11 protein-coding genes are annotated in these 18,136 nt (G+C 43.6%); 2 read left to right on the forward strand and 9 right to left on the reverse strand.

The genetic code is table 11. The annotated features are described in order from the left end of the window. Positions 1 to 159: 159 nt before the first annotated feature. The 4 genes from RT269_RS02970 to RT269_RS02985 all read right to left on the reverse strand — a co-directional run bounded on the left by RT269_RS02970 (position 160) and on the right by RT269_RS02985 (position 7,181). The gene (locus RT269_RS02970; RefSeq protein WP_313180503.1) at positions 160 to 1,581 is read right to left on the reverse strand and encodes a hypothetical protein; all 1,422 of its coding nucleotides are present in this window, start codon (positions 1,579 to 1,581) and stop codon (positions 160 to 162) included. 24 nt (positions 1,582 to 1,605) lie between these two features. After that, on the reverse strand, positions 1,606 to 1,764 hold the full coding sequence (locus tag RT269_RS02975; RefSeq protein WP_313180504.1) for a hypothetical protein: 159 nt from the start codon (positions 1,762 to 1,764) through the stop codon (positions 1,606 to 1,608). A gap of 8 nt (positions 1,765 to 1,772) precedes the next feature. Continuing rightward, positions 1,773 to 4,175 carry a DUF6273 domain-containing protein gene (locus RT269_RS02980; protein WP_313180505.1) on the reverse strand — a complete coding sequence of 801 codons (2,403 nt, stop codon included), beginning with the start codon at positions 4,173 to 4,175 and terminating at the stop codon, positions 1,773 to 1,775. 1,599 nt (positions 4,176 to 5,774) lie between these two features. Beyond that, positions 5,775 to 7,181 (reverse strand): tyrosine phenol-lyase, encoded by a 1,407-nt coding sequence (locus tag RT269_RS02985; protein ID WP_313180506.1) that lies wholly within the window; start codon positions 7,179 to 7,181, stop codon positions 5,775 to 5,777. Positions 7,182 to 7,587: 406 nt separating this feature from the next. Here RT269_RS02985 and RT269_RS02990 point away from each other — a divergent pair, with 406 nt between their 5' ends. Next, entirely contained in the window at positions 7,588 to 8,232 is a 645-nt protein-coding gene (locus tag RT269_RS02990) for a GntR family transcriptional regulator (protein WP_313180507.1), read from the forward strand. Between the two features lie 400 nt (positions 8,233 to 8,632). Here the strand turns inward: RT269_RS02990 and RT269_RS02995 are convergent, their stop codons facing one another. After that, complete coding sequence (locus RT269_RS02995; RefSeq protein ID WP_313180508.1) at positions 8,633 to 9,352, reverse strand: polysaccharide deacetylase family protein; 720 nt, start codon at positions 9,350 to 9,352, stop codon at positions 8,633 to 8,635. 509 nt (positions 9,353 to 9,861) lie between these two features. Between RT269_RS02995 and RT269_RS03000 the strand changes: the two genes are divergently transcribed. Continuing rightward, positions 9,862 to 11,880: a heparinase II/III family protein gene (locus tag RT269_RS03000; protein WP_313180509.1), complete on the forward strand. Its 2,019-nt coding sequence runs from the start codon at positions 9,862 to 9,864 to the stop codon at positions 11,878 to 11,880. Positions 11,881 to 12,026: 146 nt separating this feature from the next. On the opposite strand, the gene RT269_RS03005 is transcribed toward RT269_RS03000, so the two are convergent. From RT269_RS03005 to RT269_RS03020, 4 genes are all read right to left on the reverse strand, one after another. After that, complete coding sequence (locus tag RT269_RS03005; RefSeq protein WP_313180510.1) at positions 12,027 to 14,291, reverse strand: helix-turn-helix transcriptional regulator; 2,265 nt, start codon at positions 14,289 to 14,291, stop codon at positions 12,027 to 12,029. Between the two features lie 62 nt (positions 14,292 to 14,353). Further along, positions 14,354 to 15,238 (reverse strand): carbohydrate ABC transporter permease, encoded by an 885-nt coding sequence (locus RT269_RS03010; RefSeq protein ID WP_313180511.1) that lies wholly within the window; start codon positions 15,236 to 15,238, stop codon positions 14,354 to 14,356. Between the two features lie 13 nt (positions 15,239 to 15,251). Beyond that, positions 15,252 to 16,190, reverse strand: a complete 939-nt coding sequence (locus RT269_RS03015) for an ABC transporter permease (protein WP_313180512.1) — start codon at positions 16,188 to 16,190, stop codon at positions 15,252 to 15,254. Between the two features lie 25 nt (positions 16,191 to 16,215). Further along, positions 16,216 to 17,844, reverse strand: a complete 1,629-nt coding sequence (locus RT269_RS03020; RefSeq protein ID WP_313180513.1) for an extracellular solute-binding protein — start codon at positions 17,842 to 17,844, stop codon at positions 16,216 to 16,218. Positions 17,845 to 18,136 lie beyond the last annotated feature (292 nt).

Here is an 18,136-nt window from a genome sequence, read left to right on the forward strand (position 1 = left end):
TTCACCGAGCTTCTAACCCTTAGAATTTCTTCTTATAGAGCTAGTCGGAGTATTAGTGGAGGCGTTTTCAGGCGTTACCCTGTCATTCCACCTCTTGGATAAACAGTTCTCCAAAGTTTTGGCTTTATGAGCCTTCGACTTTGTGCGTAAACTTTTCATTTACGAACGTGTCGCACTATAGTCGTTATCATCACTGATCTCTGATCCGCATACATTGGAGCTGATCTTGCTTTCAGAATCCGCATACAGAAAGGCCACATCTTCTATGTAATTAAAATTTGTTGCGGCTCCCTGTCTGGCTCCGATAAAGGTTCCCTCTCTTGCTAAGGAACCAAGCTGAGAGTTTCCGATGGTCCCCTCAAACCGTGCCACTTTAAGTTTCCCGGCTGCATATCTTCCAGTGATCCCTCCGATAGCCGTTGAACGGTAGCCGCCGATGGTTCCGCTTACATGCGTATTATAGATATAGGCTGCATTCTGGTATCCGACGATCCCGCCGATATACCCTGTCCCCTGGATTCTGGCCGTGGTCCCGTCCCCTGTGGAAACATTAGAGTCCACGATATAGGAATCCGATGCAATCCCGGCGATCCCTCCAACATAAATCACATCGGTTCCACCGGTGGCATCAATCATCATCTTTTCACAGATAGCATTTTCAATGACGGTACCTCTGACCTCTCCTGCGATTCCCCCGGCAATGCCGCTAGAGCGGATATAGGCATTTTTCACGGTCACGTTCCGGATCCTGGAATTCTCAGCATATCCGGCCACAACTCCGGTCCGGTCTTTTCCCTTTATCTCGTTACCGTCCGGTATGATAGCCATGTCATGGATCTCCGCATCCAAGACTGCCCCGAACAGCCCTACATTGTTATAACTGGCGAAAGAATAAAGCTTTAAGTTCTTGATGGTATACCCGTTCCCGTCAAACTCACCGCTGAAGGGATAAGGGACCTCACCGGAATTTTCAGAGGAATCCCTGTAAAAACCGATGGGTATCCAATCCACTCCCTGTAAATCAATGTTTCCTCCTAGGGCAAAATAGCATCCGGAATAGTCACCGGCATATTTCGTCTCCCCGGACTCCGGAACCATCATTCCCATGGCGGTCAGCTCCGAGAGGCCCATAAGCTGTTCCCTGTTCTTGATAAGGAAGGGTTTTTCTTTTGTACCTTCTCCCTGGTTCTCGCTCAAGAATTCAAAGCTGGTCTTTCCCGCCCAAGCATCCCAGATATCACCCAGGGAGCTGAACGCTGTGGCCGTTACCCCTATTTTAGCGGGAAGGATTATAGGTGCAGCTTTTGGTTTTTCTTCCGCTGCAGAAGGAGTAGCTTCTCTTAAATCCTCGTCCATCTTTCCATCAGTTTCTAAACCAGATTCCAGATCCACGCAGGTTTCTTTCTCTTCCTCCAACACCTCATTGTCTTCCGTATCCCGGTCCGCCTCGGAAGGAGTGGCTAACTGGAATGTTTTTTCTGCGATCTGCCCATTTTCCGCATATACTGCCCATGATGGCAATGTGATTATTGTCATGCATGTACAAAGCAAGCAGATGATTCCTTTCATTCTTTTTTTCATATTCATTTTCCTTTCTCTATATTATTATCCCGTATACTTTGTTTCCTGGTATTTTCTCAGCCAGTCCATCTGCTCGTTATCTTCTAGTTCCCTCTGCTCCGGATTCACTGCAAGAATACGGCAAAAAAAGAAACCGGATAATGTCAATACAACAATTCCAAACAAAATAATAATGATTCCCATTGCCCCTCCTATCCCTGGGGAATTGCCATAGCTGGCCGGATTCCAAAGCTTGTCTCTTTTACACTTACCGGCTGGATATTTCCATCTACAAGGCTGACTGCATAGATTCCGTCACCATAAAGGAAATCCTTTCGTCCACCATCCTGGGGGGTACGAAGATAATATCCTTTTGAATAAGCGGAAACCTGTGTTCCCGGATTGTTAGTTTCACTTCCGTTAAACCGCCAGAGAGCATTCCGGTACTTAAGTGCCTCATCAACTGATAAAATGAATACTTTATCCTGCAAAAGCTGAAACATCTCTTTCATAGCCATCAGGCTGTTATCATTGAACTGTTCATAGCTTCCCTTCCAGGTAGCACCTATGTATGACCTGGTGATCCCGATATTGGTTTCGTGGACAAAATCAGCTTCCGCATGATTCAAAAGCCATTCCCGGATCTCAGAGTATTTATAATTGTTATTAGACCCAAAGCTCAGTTTATTATCCGCTCCATCAACAGCTTGCCCCATTTTTTCAAGTATGTCTGAGCGGATCACGCTGTCACATAGAAACAATGCCGTCTGCTGGCTGTTACTCATTGCATCCTCATAATCTTCATCGACGCAGCGGAACAGATAGACTTTGTTTCCAATGTTACGGGCCTGTACATCTCCGATGCTGTAATGCATGGTTTTCGGTATTTCGCTGGCTGGCCTATCACATACTTCACAGATTCCGTCATGATCGGAATCCACATGGCCGGTCGCTGGCAGTATCACGGTTTCTTCTTTTCCGCATTTCCGGCATCGGACCGTTTCATGACCGTTTTCTGTACATGTGGTGTTGACCTTATCTATAACCTGATAATCGTGACTGCAGGTGCTTTCATCATAGGTTTTTTCAAACCCAACTCTCACAATCGTATAATTATCATCAGCTATGTTGAATTCATCCATGACCAGCTCAGATAGATCCTTAATGTTTTGGAATATCTGACTTATAATCACGGTACTTGGCACATGCCCCTTTGCAATGAGATAGATTTCCTTCCGTTCCGTACCATCAGCCATGGACACCAGATTAAGAAGCCTTTCATTGCTTTCCTCTATGCTCTTAGTGATAAGCTGCTGCTCTGATGGCTCCTGGCCGCTAAGCATAATATCTGCATCCCTAGCAATTCCGAGCCATTTTTCCCGCTTGGCCTTGGCCTCCTGATCCGGGTCCTCCTCTTCTTGGAGGTAATCTCCTTTCTCATACTCAATATAGTATTTCTGGGTCCCATTGCCGTTTACAATAACACTCCACGGACTTGAAACAAGGGAATGATAATAATACCGATCTGCGCCTAAAATGATTTCCGGAAAATCAACAACAAGGAGTCTATCCTCTTCCGTCTGACCCTGCTGGACTTTCAATATCTCGTTGCTATGATTTCCCTTTTCAACAAAATAGAGGTTCCAGTCAACTCTTCGGGCTTCTGAAGGGGAGGCCGCGCTTTCTTTCTCGTAATAGACATTTAGGAGCATATGATCGCTGGTCAGTTTAAAACTTTCCTTCTGACCCTCGCATGGCTTATATCCATCCATAACCGGCTGCAGGATAGCAATCAGCTCTCCTTCCGTGCCCACACCAGCCACAACCTGTAATATGGTCTTATCCATAACCTCCATATACCGTACCGTGTATCTGTACTGCTTCCTTTCCTCCTCTGGCTCGTTGGTTTCCCCAGGGGGAGCGTCCGTCGCCGGAATCCCTGGAACAGCTTCTGAATCTCCCACACCCGGTATCGAATCATTGGGACCACTGTCTGGCTTAGGGTCCTTATCTGGTTTTGTACTGCTTCCCCGGCTCCCTGATCCTCCACCACCAGAGCCTCTTCCGGAAAGTTTACTTTCCGAAGCTGCCTCTTTTGCAATGACTGTCTGTATCCCTTTTCCAGGTACATATTGTACTGTACCGTATTCATCAGTCCAGGCTCCAACAGAGTCTACAGGATACCCATCCGGCGTTTTTTCATTTATGTACAGGGTTCCTTTCGGATGATTATTTTCAGATAGGTCAGACAGGTAATAGCAACGTCCATCAATCCATTGCCAGCCGGTCAGCATTCTTCCCTTCGTCCCGTCAGAGACAGGGTTCAAAAAATACCATTTGCCGTCAATCAGTCTCCAGCCAGTAACCATATAGCCAGTATCATCAAAGTAATGCCAAGCCCCGCCAATCAGTTTCCAACCAGTAACCATATAGCCAGTATCATCAAAGTAATACCAAGCCCCGTCAATCAGCCTCCAGGCGTTCTTTTCATAAATCTGATTATCCTCATAGATCCAATGGTTATCGTTCCGTATCCAAGCACCATAGCTTGGAATTGGAACAGACATTACCGCTAGAGCCGCACTTAATATAACAAAATATTTTCTTTTATTCATTGAAAAATTTCATCACTCCTTACTATTTGTTTTTTCTTCTTCCAAACAGACTTTTTTTGATGATATCTTATATTCATTTAAGAACTTTCAAGCACTGCAATTTTCCGTATTAAATGGGATAGTTAGGTATACAGAAATACATTTAGTCTGTTTGCTCAAGAAGGGATATATGGTTCCTGCAGGGGTTAATCCTTCAGGTTGTTCCCAGTAAAAAAGTAGACTTATAGAGATAAGTTCTATGGCCATTTTGTATTAAATTAATTAATAAATATTATGGAATGTAATGGAGAAGTAAATATAATCCAAAAGAAGTAACACCTGAATTACCAGAATAACAGATAGTCATATCACATGAAATTTCATGTCTTTTTGCAGAAATAACGATTTAATATTTTTTATATCCACATAACATTGGTTACGAAAACATTCCAAATACCCGGATCAATTAATTGCATACCAAAGCCGCCAACCTATTGGTAACTCAATCTCTAATTAATAAGTAAATTTGCTCTATTCAATATGCAAAATGTAATAAATAAGCTTAAAAATACGTTAACAATGGAATAAAATGAAAACAGAATATACCGATATGAATAAGAACTTAGAGAAAATAAAAGGTAAAATATACCACCGCAGAAACAATGAAACACACTGAATAAGTTCCTCACCGTCTATATGAAAGCAAACCGAAATAAATAAAACTTACAATATATAATATTTAAAATGGGATTCAACGAAATGGGATCATAGAAAATGAGTTTAGATATGAAAAATGTTGCCTGCCTCGCCAGACAATTATATGGTACTAGAAACATATTTGAATAAGTTATGTTCAGATAAGATTCTATTCAATGCAAGCCCATGTCAATACAAGCATTTAATATACCTCCTTCCAGAATAGATCAAACAATGATATAAAAACAAAAAGTCCATTTATCGGTGGCGAACCATCAAATGACCCAAATAAAGCTAGATAACATATACGATTTAACAATATAATAAACGGGAATATTTGTCGATACTGACTTGAAAAATCAAATGATTGCTGCATAATTGTTTTTATCAATCCCAGCAGCACGCTTCCATATAAAAAGAATTAAACTCAGTCTGGCTTTACTCTTACAGTAAACAGGGACTTAAATGAACCAGGCAAAGAAACTAAACCTCCTGATTCTCCAACCATTACAGACTCTTCTGTCTTGTAAATCTGCCCTTAGCAATTGGACGCCCTATTTTAAAGAAAAAAAAACCTGCACTGCAAGGAGTCTTCTAACCGTACATTTATCATATCAGACGGTAATAGGATTCCATCCAAACTGCACACTGTTACCCAGCACCGAAACACCATGAACATTGCTTCCTGCCTACTATGACAGTATACAACAAACCGTTCAGAAAATCAACATGCTCATGAAGAATATATGAAAGCTATCATCTACACAAGATACACCCTTTACATAGAGTCCCATCTATTTCAAAGATATTGTTATATAAAAGAAGAGCTTGCTCCGGAGGCTCATTATGAAACTCCGGAGCAAGTCTTATCAATCCCATTCTGCACAAAAATCCACTTATGGTTTATCTCTTCAATTCTAAGTTTCAGAATCCCTTAATTAGTTCTCCATTCTTTGGTTCAAAGCGTCCGGTGAAGAAACGCAGAACTTCTGGCTCATATACCCATGTAAGACCGCTGATGTCATGTCTCACCTGATACAACTGGATGATTGCGTCAGCAACATAGTCCAGATGTGCATATGTATAAACCCTTCTCGGAATGGTCAGACGGATTGTCTCCAGCTTCGGCACATGGTTCTCTCCTGTCTTATTGTCTCTTCCTGCGGAGATAATGCCCCGCTCCATGGTTCTAACGCCGGAGTACTCATAAACAGCTGCTGCCAGAGCCTGTGCCGGGAAGTCCGTTTTCTGATCCAAATGGTCTAAGAATGCACGGGCATCTACAAAGATTGCATGACCGCCGCTCGGCTTAACCATAGGAACTCCTGCTGCGTCCAGCTTCTCGCCAAGGTAACGGATCTGGTTTACGCGGTGACTGATGTAGTTGAATTCCATTGACTCTCTAAGACCAATTGCCATTGCTTCCATATCTCTTCCTGCCATTCCACCGTAGGTAGGCATACCTTCATACTGTACGACCATTCCAGTTGCACGGATATATAAATCTTTGTCATTCATGCATAAGAATCCGCCGATATTGGTCAGACAGTCTTTCTTTCCGGACATGGTGCAGCCATCGCCGTAAGAGAACAATTCGTGAACAATCTCCTTGATGGTCTTATCCTCATAGCCTTTTTCTCTTGTCTTGATGAAATATGCGTTCTCCACGCATCTGGTGGCATCAAACATTACCTTAATGCCATACTTATGGGCCATCTCGGATACAGCCTTTATGTTAGCCATGGAAACGGGCTGCCCGCCTGCTAAGTTTACAGTAACTGCAAGGCAGATATATGGGATCTTGTCTGCGCCGACTTCATCAATGAGGGCCTGGAATTTATTTAAGTCTACATTGCCCTTGAAGTCCAGGATTGCATTTGGATCATGGGCTTCGTCAATAACCACGTCGCGGAAGGTAGCACCATTGTGTTCCTGATGAAAGCGGGTTGTGGTGAAGTACATATTTCCTGGCACATAGTCTCCTGGCTTAATGGTAAGAGAAGACAGGATGTTCTCTGCGCCGCGTCCCTGATGAGTAGGAACTACATATTTGAATCCAAACAATTCTTGCACAGTCTCTTCCAGATGGTAAAAGTTCCTGGAGCCGCCGTAGGCTTCATCACCCAACATCAGTCCTGCCCACTGTCTGTCACTCATTGCATTTGTTCCTGAATCTGTCAGAAGGTCAATAAAACATTCCTCTGATTTTAGCAGGAAAGTATTGTATCCTGCTGTCTTGATAGCTTCTTTTCGCTCATCTTTGTTAAGGTTGCCCATAGGCTCCACCATCTTAATTTTAAAAGGTTCTGGTGCAAATTTCATCATATCCATTGTTATTCCTCCTTTAAAATGATTTTATTTTTTTTTAAATTGAAAAATCCTTTTCGTAATCTTTAAGCGATGCAATGGCCTGACAACGGACTGATCGCCAGCATATTGAACATGGTCATCAGTCCTTTAACATCTCCAGTGCAAAAATCTAATTTTATGTAATTCACTTTCAGTCCGTTCTATTGATGTTTGATGCGTGATGCATCATGCATCGTCGTGTTTATTATACATTAATATGCAGATTTGTCAATATTTATTTTAAAATTTTCAATATATTTATATTCTAAAAGTTCTGGGAATTATATAGACAAATCAGAGCAACAATTGACCCTTTTATTGCTTTTAAGATAGATTTATAGTAAACTGTAAAATAAAAGCAATTAAGACGATCAGGAAGGAGACGAAGATGAAGAATACTCTTGTGAAAATGACCCTAAGCGAACAGTTATACGACATTCTAAAAAATGAAATCATGAGCGGAACCATTCCTCTGGGAAGCAAAATTACAAACAGAGAACTGCAGGAGCGTTTTTTAGTTTCCTCCACACCGGTGCGAGACACTATCAACAAGCTTTATCAGGACGGCCTCGTTAAAGAGGTTACAAAAACAGGTGCCCAGGTAATCAACTTTGACTATGGATATGCGGCAGAAATCAATGAATTCATTGCGGCTATCTCCTGTGTAGCCCTAACTATGACCGCTACTAGGGGTGCAGACAAGGAAGTGACAAAGCATCTGAGAAAATATCTGAAAAAGCAGACAATTGCACAGGATGACGATGCCTACTTTGAGGCAGACTTCCATTTTCATAAGTCGTTCTTTGACTTCTGCGGCAACCAGTTTTTGAAAGAAACCTACAAGAGATACAATCTTATCCGTTTCCTTCTGATAAAGTTTGCTATCCGTACAGCTGAGGACCGGTCCTGTTCCATCAAGCAGCACGGAGAAATCGTCGATGCCTACAGCTCCGGTAATTTTGATCTTGCGTCCCAGCTTCTTCAGCTGCACTATATCCACGGCCTTTCACTGATCAAAGAATACAATCCATAGAAAAAATCATCAGACGAAAGACTGTGCCCATGCAGAAAAGCATTGATCTCATTAAAGGTCGGCCAGAATTTCACCTTTCCCTTATACATTTTGAACATGGTTTCCACATATTACAATCGATAAGGAAGCAGCTGATTATATCAACTGCTTCCTTATATCTTTTTTCTCTTCAGGCAGCATGTCCTCATATCTGTACAGCACTTATACTCTGTAAGATTTAACATCACCAATGCCAAACATATCATCAGTGCTGATGATACTGAATTAAAAAAACTGCCGGCAATGCCAGGCTTTTCGAACCGTCAACTAATATGAGATATTATTTCTCTAAATCCATTATAGTAAAATTGAGTTTTCGATATTTCACTAAGCCCAAAACTTGCATAAAATCCGATTTCGGTCAATCGATCAGCAATTCATCGACCGTAACAAAGGTATATCCCTGCTTTGTCAAAGTATCAATTACCTCCAGGGCCGCTTCCACTGAAGTCGGGTACACATCATGAAGAAGGATAATATCTCCAGGCTCCACACGCTTTACAATATAACGCACCACCTTTTTGACGCTCTTTGTTTTCCAGTCAAGAGGGTCTAAGTTCCAGAGCACAACCGTCATGTCGGTTGTACACTCCAATTCGTCATTCCATGAACCATAAGGCGGCCGCAGATACTCAGGTCTTGTACCAGTAATCTCTTCGATCTGTCGGTTATTCTGTTCTATTTGCTGGCAAGCAGTCAACACAGATTCCTTGCTCATCTGCACATGAGTATATCCATGATTCCCGATTAAATGGCCATCCTCTTTCATCTGTTTCAAAATGGCCTCTTTCCCCTCCACATTTTCACCAAGAATAAAGAATGTGGCATGGACCCCTCTCTTGCGAAGCCCGTCAAGAAGTCTTGGCGTATAAACGGAATGAGGGCCGTCATCAAAGGTCAATGCGATCTGCTTATCTCCAGAAAACTGCCTCCTGACCTCATCTCTTGCCTCTGCATCCGCACCCACTGGAAGGAACAGGGTATTCTTTGCCTCTGTGTATGATTGGTACATAGCTTTTATAAAAATAATGTCCAATATAAAAACAACCAGTAAACAGGCCGCTTTCCATTTCATTTTCATTTTCCCATAAGCCCAGCTTTCTGCTATTATTAATAAACTTATGGAGTATTACAGAAAAATAAAACCAAAACATTTCTGCCTTTTTCTATCTTTTCCCTTATATGATCTTATCGCAAGGACTTATCCGGTAAACAGTAGTCCATGCATATCTTGAAAAATAAATGCCGCCATTTCTGGCGGCATATGATTTTTCTATTGCATTTGGCGTTCGCCGGGAAGCGGCCCTGACCATGGCAATAAGCCCTTCATAAAGCCCAGGTTGTATCCTCTAGAGAGCCTCCGCTAGCTACTTCATCTGCACAGAAATTCATAGGGTTCAAGTTTCTTTAGTGCGATATATTTTTACCATTAAGAACTGGCCTGTATCACAATATAGTATACTTTTACAAAAACCTGTCATTGCCACTCCAAAAGCCCATTTGCTATACTAAATCCGGATCAATTTTAATCCCATCAAAAGATTAGGCGGAAAGGAGACCGGCCTCAAAAAGAGACTGGAAAAAACAAGGATGCATATTACAGAGGTATTAAAGGACGGCATGTCCGTAAGTGATGTTCTGAAAAATTTGGAGAAGCGGGAAAAAGAATTTTTAAACGGCATGACATTTGCTGAAAGAGGAGCCATCATTCGAAAGCTTTTCCCACAGGTGTGTGAGACAAGGATCATACAGGCTGACAACAGCCTGGAAGGGCGCATGATTCTTCCTGGCTGCTCTTCTCTTCATTTCATCGGAGACCCGGTAAAATGGCATGAGAATATCTTTGATTACGATGAATATACATATCAACTAAACCGCATGGATCACTGGCGTTTCCTGGCAGAAGCATATTCCTACACCGGCGACCGGCGCTATGCAGAAAAGATTATCAGTGAATTTTATCACTGGATTGACGATTGCCCTTCACAGCCTCTGTACCGCGCTGACGGCGAACTAGCGGTAGAAGATTTTGACGGCTGTGCATGCAATCAGGGGATCTGGCGCTCTCTTGAAGTGGGCATCCGCATGTACCGGACCTGGCCATGGGTCGTCCACCACTTAATAAGCGGCGGCTTTATCGATGAGAAGTTTTTAGAAGCTTACTTGACAAGCGCCTATGAGCATGCTCAGATACTTTATCTGGTGACACCGAAGCTGTGGCCCAACGCGGATCATAATCACTATCTGATGGAAAACAACGGGCTTTTATATTTAGCCTCCATGTTTCCTGAATTTAAGGATTCTGAACTCTGGCAGAAACATGCGCTCCATGAGATGGATCGGAGTATCGAAGCTCAGGTAACCGAGGAAGGCGGACAGATCGAAGGCTGTGCTTCCTACCACAACAGCTCTGCTTACTGGTTCTGCCTCCCCCTTCTGCTTTCTGCAAAATACGGCTTTACCGTTTCTGACGCCTATAAGACAAGGCTCGGTAGGATGGTGGAATATTCCGCCCACGCTACCCGTCCCTGCGGAGGCAATTCTTCCTGGGGTGACAGCCATACCTACAGCAGCACACTGTCTACCGGCGCCTTCTGCCATTATATGGCCTTTGGTGATCCTTCCCACATGGAAAACGCCCATTATTATTACTCCATGGATGCGCTTTTGGCGGGTATGGCTCCCTATATCTGGGAAGTTCCTGACTTATATGACCTACATAAACAGATTGAACGAATCACCAATAGAATGACGATGCCTGATATGCCCGTCACTTCCTGGCAGAAGCAGCTTAAGCAAGTGTTCTTACGAACCGACTGGTCCAATGACGCGCTGTATGTCATGTTTGCCTGCCGTACTCCTATTCAGAATAATCATGCACATATAGATCCTGCCGGTTTTGAATTTACCGCTTATGGCCGCTGCCTTCTGGGTGATCCCGCCATCTATTATTATAAGGATGACGAGAAAAGAAAAAACTTAAAATCGGCTCATTGGCACAACTGCCTTACCTTAAACCGCAAAAATCCCTGGGAGTATATCTCTTCCTGGCAATACGGCGAACAGCAGCCTGGAGATATTCTGGCAGTAGAAAAAACGGAACAGCTGATCTACTCTGTGGCTGAACACAGTAATTACCGGCCAACCATACATAAACGCGCAGTCGCCATTGTTGATCAGAAGTTCCTACTAATTCTTGATATTCTGGATCATGTGGTCCCAGACACCAGCGTCCAGATAAATTTCCACATGGACGCTCCCGAGGCTCTGGTCAATACGAAAGCTTCTTATGCCCGCTCCTTAACCAGTGATGCCAGCGTTGCCGTATATTCTGACGCATGCTTAAAACCCACCCTGGTTCCCGCCAAGATTTCTACCAAAAATGATGTCTGGCATGATACTGTCATCGCTCGTTTTGAAGCTGAGCACTTAAACGACACGCGATGCGCGTTCGTATGTATTGCCATGCCGGCTCAGACCGGCGAGACCCCCAAAATGGTTACAGAGATAAAAAAAGAGTTATGTGCCGATGGAGCCGTCAAAGTATCCTTTACTGTTTCCGGTCAAACTTACGAATTAACCTTTTTAAATGACCGGCTTTCTGTCTGAGAACTCCAGCCAGAGCTGTGGACAGCAAGGAGGCTGCATTTGCGACAAGCTATCGCAGATGCAGCCTCCTTCTCTTTAAAACTCCATACAAAAATTCTGTCATTGCTTGGGTTTTTCCGTATGTCTCCAAGCCAGTTTTCGCCCTTTTACCAGTCTGTATTTTCCCTGTTCTTCTTAAACTGATGCGGCGTTATCCCGAACGCTTTTTTAAACACCTTAATAAAATACTGGGAAGAGCTGTATCCAAGCTGCTCCGCGATTTCCTTCACACTGTATCCCTCATCCATCAACTGGATTCCGCGGTTTAATTTCTGTTCCTTAATATATTCCGCGTATCCTTTCCCCATCATCTGCTTAAACATACGGCTGACCGCGTCGGGACGCATGTGCAGTTCATCGGCCAGATAATCCAGCGAAATACAGGTCTCCAGTTTTTCATCAATAATCCGGATGATCTTATCTTTTAAATTCACATCGATAGATTCCTTCTGGTGCCGTATATTTCTGATGATGCTTTCGCACAGATAATTTCCCCACTGGTGAAAGGCATTAATATCCGGAATCTGTTTATAGTATTCCCTGATGTCATAACCGAACACCACCCACATATCCAGCTGGTACTGCTGCATCATCTGATAGAACATGGCAACTAAATCCCGCAGTGTGGAATTACAGTAAGTGATATCGTAATCTCCGCTCTTAAAGGACACAATCAGTCCCTCCATGCGTTTTTTAAAATCCAGGAAGTTCTCGTTGGCAATGTCACGCTCCATGACTTCAAACAGCTTTAAATGACTTCCTGAGTGTTTGCGTTTCTCCAGCTGCAGCGCCTCGTAAGACAGGCATGCCTCCTCTGTGTAAATATAACGATATTTTGCAGCTTCAGCCGCGGTTTTGTAGCTTTCCTTCACTCCCTCTTTTTTTATGGAACAGTTCCTGCCGGAAACTATGTGACACGTATTCCATCGGGCTTCCATCTCCTTCATGAAGCTTTGTCTGGCTGCTGCCATATTTTGTTTCGAAGCAATCATAATAGCTACCAGACCGTCGTTTTCCATGGTGGTAAATAACACTTCATAAGGCCTGCTTCCAATCTCATACTCTTCCTGCAGACTTTCCAACGACAGCCGTCCGCCATCTTTTTCAGAGAGATAAAGGAAAAAGGTACATACACACTCACCCGTAAAATAAGGTTCCAGCTTGTCATACCCCATCTCCGGATTTTTTTTGAGAATAATCGACCGGACCGCGCTTTGAAACAAAAGCGCTTTAGAGGAGTCAATCGACTGATGCAGAGAACTGATTTCACTGGTCAGCACCTGCAGCGTTCCCTCAAAGCTTCTATTATTGTGTGAGATATCAATTCCTGCCCCCCTGGATACCTGCTGAATCCGTTTTCGGTAGGCCGTGTTATTATAGTAAGTAATCATGACCAGTACCAGCAGGTTAAAGGCGATTGACACCAGATAGCCAATGATAAACATACGTTTTGTCACGTTATATTCCTGATAAAAGTTGCTGTCATCAACCCGGTAAAGATATAAAAGCCCCGTGTCTGCAGACACCGTATAAAACACGGTCTGGCTGTCTCCGCTCACATTCAGCGATACCGCCTGTCCGCCTTTTTCAAATACGACTCCATTTCTGCCGGCTTCCGTCATAACGGCCCCCGCCGACATTCGTTCCGCTTCATAGAAAGGAGTATCATAAATCACCTGGTTCTCTTTACCTATAATGGCAAGAGATCCCTCCTGCTCACTGATATACTCTCCAAATGCAGACTTCGCGATATGGATTCCCAGATAGATAGAGCTTCCCTTCCACTTGTGCTGGGTCAGCTTCACCACATACGTGATCACAGGCTCATCTACTGAATACGCTTCTATAGACCGGTCCATAAAGCCGGTCTCCTCACCGCCCTCTTTCCATGGCTCAAACCATGGAAGATACCGTTTAAACAGCTCCTGACTTTCAGGGAAATGGACCTTATCAAAACCGGTCACCACGGTTCCTGTACCTTCATAATAAATATCCATGCTCTTTACATAGGGGGAAACCTTCTTAAGCTTACGCATTCCGGCCGCCTGCGCCAGAATCCTCTCCGGCGAACCAGTAATATCCTTTTCCTGAGGATACAGCAGATCATCATTCTCCGCCATAGGAGAAAAGTAAAGCTGAGGGATATGGTATACGGACATCATAATCTGCTTATCAATATTGCTGAAGGCCAAATCCGTCACCTGGCTGTTGTGCTCAATAAAACTTTTTAAATATGCGTCATTGCTCATCCGGTGAAACACAAAATAATTAAATAAAGAGACCACTGCGATGCTGAACAGGTTGAGCCATAAAATCACTGCAAATACTGACGATTGTAAATATTTCCTTCTGACAGTTAATTTGCGTTTCATAACCCACCTCCTGATACAGACACCTGGCGGTCTCTTTTTTATTTAAAGTATAACATATTTGTCTAGCCTTTTACAGATCCAACGATCATGCCTTTAACAAAGTATTTCTGAAGGAACGGATAAGTACATACGATCGGTATCAGTGACAGTACCAACGCCGCCATCTTCATGGTTTCCGTATGGATCAGGACATCCGCGGCCGCTTCCATATCCGCGGTCTGCCCATTGGTCAGAATTGTCTGCAGCACATATTGCAGGACATAAAGACTTTTTTTCGACACATACAGCATATTATCCATCCATGAGTTCCAGTGCTGTACGCAGTACCACAGGGAAATCGTAGCCATGACCGGCATGGACAGCGGTAAGTACACCTGAAACAATACCTGAAAGTTTGAAGCGCCGTCAAGCTTCGCTGACTCCTCCAGCGCCGGCGGAATTCCCATAAAGAAGTTCCTTGTGATAATCAGGGCAAATCCTGTAATCAGGCAGGGCAGAATATACACCAGGAAATTATTAGTTAAATGCAGTTCCTTGATCAACAAGTACTTGGGTATCATACCGCCTGAAAAATACATGGTAAACACTACAAACATCATCAGGAACCTGCGGTAAGGCAGATTGGATTTTGCCAGCGGATAGGCGGTCAGCACTGTCACCAGCACTCCTGCTGCCGTACCTGCCGCCGTTCTTACGATGGTAACCAGATAGCTATGCCAGAAATTGGGGTCTGTGGAAATCTGCATATATCCGGAAAAATCAAGCTTGGTCGGAAACAGATGGAAACCCGTCTCATTTACAACCGATGCCGGACTCATAGATATGGTGACTACCTGCATAAAGGGAAGTAGGATCGATACCATCAGTATCAGCACAAATCCGTATGCGACTCCGTCTACCAGCCAGTCTTCTGCAGATCTTTTTCTTTTTCTGCGTATGGTGTTCATGACCTCTCCCCCTTTACCATAATGCGTAATCATTCGTCTTTCGCGCTATATAATTCGTCAGCATGACAAGCATGAAAGAGATGATATTTTTAAATAAATCAACTGCTGTTGTAAAACTGTACTGCATATTTTGAATACCCATCCGGTATACGAAAGTGGAAATTACATCACCTACACCATAAGTTGTTGGAGACAGGAAGTTATATACCTGTTCAAAGCTGTCATTCAAAATTTTACCGGACTCCATAATCAGCATAACCGTAACAATAGGCGCCAGGGCCGGGAGGGTGATATGCAGAATCCTCTGTATTCTGCCCGCGCCGTCCATCTCCGCCGCCTCGTAAAGAGCCGGATCGACAGAGGTCACCGCAGCCAGGTACACGATGGAGCCCCAGCCGATGGACTTCCACATATCAGAGAGCACTAAAACTCCGCGGAAATACTTGGCGTTCCCCACAAAGAATATGGGGGCAAATCCCAAATTCTGCAGGAGGATATTAATCGGCCCTCTTGATGGGGATAAAAACTCAATGATAATACCGGAAACAACAACCCAGGAGACAAAGTGCGGCAGATAAGAGATAGACTGAGCCACCTTTTTAAATCTGACATTTTTAATTTCGTTCAACACCAGGCACAGGAAGATCGGTGCCGGGAAACATATCAGTAATTTATATAAACTGATAATTAATGTGTTTTTCAACACTGATAAAAAGAAAGGATTGGAAAACAAACTCTTAAAATGTTTCAATCCTACGAAGACACTTCCTTCAATTCCCTTCAAAGGATAGTAATCCTGAAATGCTATGATGAGTCCATACATAGGTCCATAACAGAATACAAGAAAGAACAAAATTCCTGGAACCAGCATAATATAATATTCTTTATATTGTGATAAATTGCCCAAAAAACCTGTTTTACTGCGGGTTGTTTTTATTTTAGGTGCTGTCATATCCACCTCCCGAATTGTTCTTCCATTATTTCTGCAGCACTTTCTGCTGCTCTGCATAAGCTTCCTGAACAGCCTTTTCAGCGGCGTCTCCGCCGGCAGCTTTAAATTCTTTCACGAAGGTATCGAAATAGTCAAGAGGTTTTGCACCTGTAATCATGTCAAAATAAGCCTGCTCGGTCAATGTATCCAGGGTTGCGCTCACATTGGCAAATTCTTCTGTAGCGGGAGCGTTAAAGCGGTAGTAGCCATTTCCTGTAATATCATTTCCAAGTTTCACTTTCGATGCATTTAATTTTTTGGCATAAAGAACTGTATCACCAAAGTCTACCTGCATGACACCCTCTTTACGAAGTTCAACTCCGTCTCCGATACGCTTTCTCGTTTCTCCAATCATCTCGAAGTGTTTGCCTTCCAGACCATAGTTTGACAGTTCCATAAATTCCTCATCAGAATAGTAAGCATCCAAAATCGCCAGGAATGCATCTACTTTTCTTGGGTCAGAAGCGCCCTGTGTAGTCAGACAGGTTAAACGTCCTACTTTTGACCATGCCTCCGTTCCAGATTTTCCATCCGGGCCTATCGGCGCGGGTCCGGCTACAATTTTAGCCTCTGGATTTAAAGCCTTCATCTCTTTCAAACAGATAGCCTGATTGTTTACATCATCACAATCTGTGCTGTAGTAGAAATAGTGATATGGCATAGCGCTTGTTAAACCTATTTGTCCGTTCATAAAGGAGTGAGACAGCCATTCGTAACCGCCATGATTTTCGCCTGTGATGAACTCTTTGTCGATGATTCCCTTTTCATACCATCTGTTTAATACTTCCAGAGCCTGTTTTGCTTCGGGACGGATATACGGGAAGAAAGGAACATTGTCGTCACCTAGCTGCATCTCCTCTACTGTAAAGCCGGGAAAACCGCCGGTAACACAGCGAAGGCCAAATGCACCAAATACCGCGCTGAAGGCACGCTCCGCCATACCTGCTGTATCTTTTTTACCGTTTCCATCCGGATCCTGCTCTACAAATGCAGTCAGCACTTCTTCATATTCTTCCAGCGTTTCCGGTACTTCCAACCCCAGATTATCCAGCCAGTTCTGGTTCCAGAACATGGCCATAGGCACAACGCTCATGGGATTGGAAACCCCATAGTTCTTTCCTTTATAGATCATGGTGCTCCACAATGAGCCATCATCGTTTTCATCTGCACATTTTGCGAAGTTTGGTGCTTTCTCCCTGATAGTTTCAATAGGAATTTCCGCAATGATACCACCCTCCACGTATGTAGCAAGATCAGCCGGGCTTCCGATAACCAGAACATCCGGCATCTCGCCGCCGGCAAACTTTACATTTAAATTTTGCTGATAATTATTGGTATCTACATAAAAACCCTTTAAATCAATATTGAAGCGTTCCTCTATCATTTTTACTACTTCTGCATCATCATTTACCTCTGCGGAAGTCTGACCGGTCAGCCATGACATTTGAACCGGCTCCTCACTGGCCGCCTCTGTTGCGCTTCCTTTGTTGGCTGCTGTACTTCCTTTATCAGATACGGTTGACTGTGTTGTCTCGCCGGAACCGCACCCTATCAGCATACTTCCTGCCATGGCTGCTGCCATCATGCAGGCGGTCCATCTTTTCCATCTTCTCATTTCATTGTCCTCCATTATAATTTGAAATTCGCTTTTTAACTGACTTCGCCTTTAGTACCCCATGATTTACTCCCAGCCTGGCGCCTGTCTGTATCAGTAGGCGGAACACATGGGCCGTACCGTTAATGTGAGAATAGCACATGTCTTTCCCCCAGACAATCAGCAAAAAATTGCAAAATAACACTTTTTTGCAGCCGGTATATACTCCGTCCTTTCTATACCTTTTCCCGATTATCCCTATTATTTCCTTCGTTTACGCGTATTTTTCCGACATTGCGCAGCAAGAAACTAT

This window comes from Lacrimispora sp., assembly GCF_032078915.1.
Classification (GTDB): Bacteria; Bacillota; Clostridia; order Lachnospirales; family Lachnospiraceae; genus Lacrimispora.

Bases quoted from the DNA above. Each gene is read 5' to 3' on its own strand.
- RT269_RS02970 (WP_313180503.1), bottom strand. From the start codon at position 1,581: ATGAAAAAAAGAATGAAAGGAATCATCTGCTTGCTTTGTACATGCATG.
- RT269_RS02975 (WP_313180504.1), bottom strand. From the start codon at position 1,764: ATGGGAATCATTATTATTTTGTTTGGAATTGTTGTATTGACATTATCC.
- RT269_RS02980 (WP_313180505.1), bottom strand. From the start codon at position 4,175: ATGAATAAAAGAAAATATTTTGTTATATTAAGTGCGGCTCTAGCGGTA.
- RT269_RS02985 (WP_313180506.1), bottom strand. From the start codon at position 7,181: ATGGATATGATGAAATTTGCACCAGAACCTTTTAAAATTAAGATGGTG.
- RT269_RS02990 (WP_313180507.1), top strand. From the start codon at position 7,588: ATGAAGAATACTCTTGTGAAAATGACCCTAAGCGAACAGTTATACGAC.
- RT269_RS02995 (WP_313180508.1), bottom strand. From the start codon at position 9,352: ATGAAAATGAAATGGAAAGCGGCCTGTTTACTGGTTGTTTTTATATTG.
- RT269_RS03000 (WP_313180509.1), top strand. From the start codon at position 9,862: ATGCATATTACAGAGGTATTAAAGGACGGCATGTCCGTAAGTGATGTT.
- RT269_RS03005 (WP_313180510.1), bottom strand. From the start codon at position 14,291: ATGAAACGCAAATTAACTGTCAGAAGGAAATATTTACAATCGTCAGTA.
- RT269_RS03010 (WP_313180511.1), bottom strand. From the start codon at position 15,238: ATGAACACCATACGCAGAAAAAGAAAAAGATCTGCAGAAGACTGGCTG.
- RT269_RS03015 (WP_313180512.1), bottom strand. From the start codon at position 16,190: ATGACAGCACCTAAAATAAAAACAACCCGCAGTAAAACAGGTTTTTTG.
- RT269_RS03020 (WP_313180513.1), bottom strand. From the start codon at position 17,844: ATGAGAAGATGGAAAAGATGGACCGCCTGCATGATGGCAGCAGCCATG.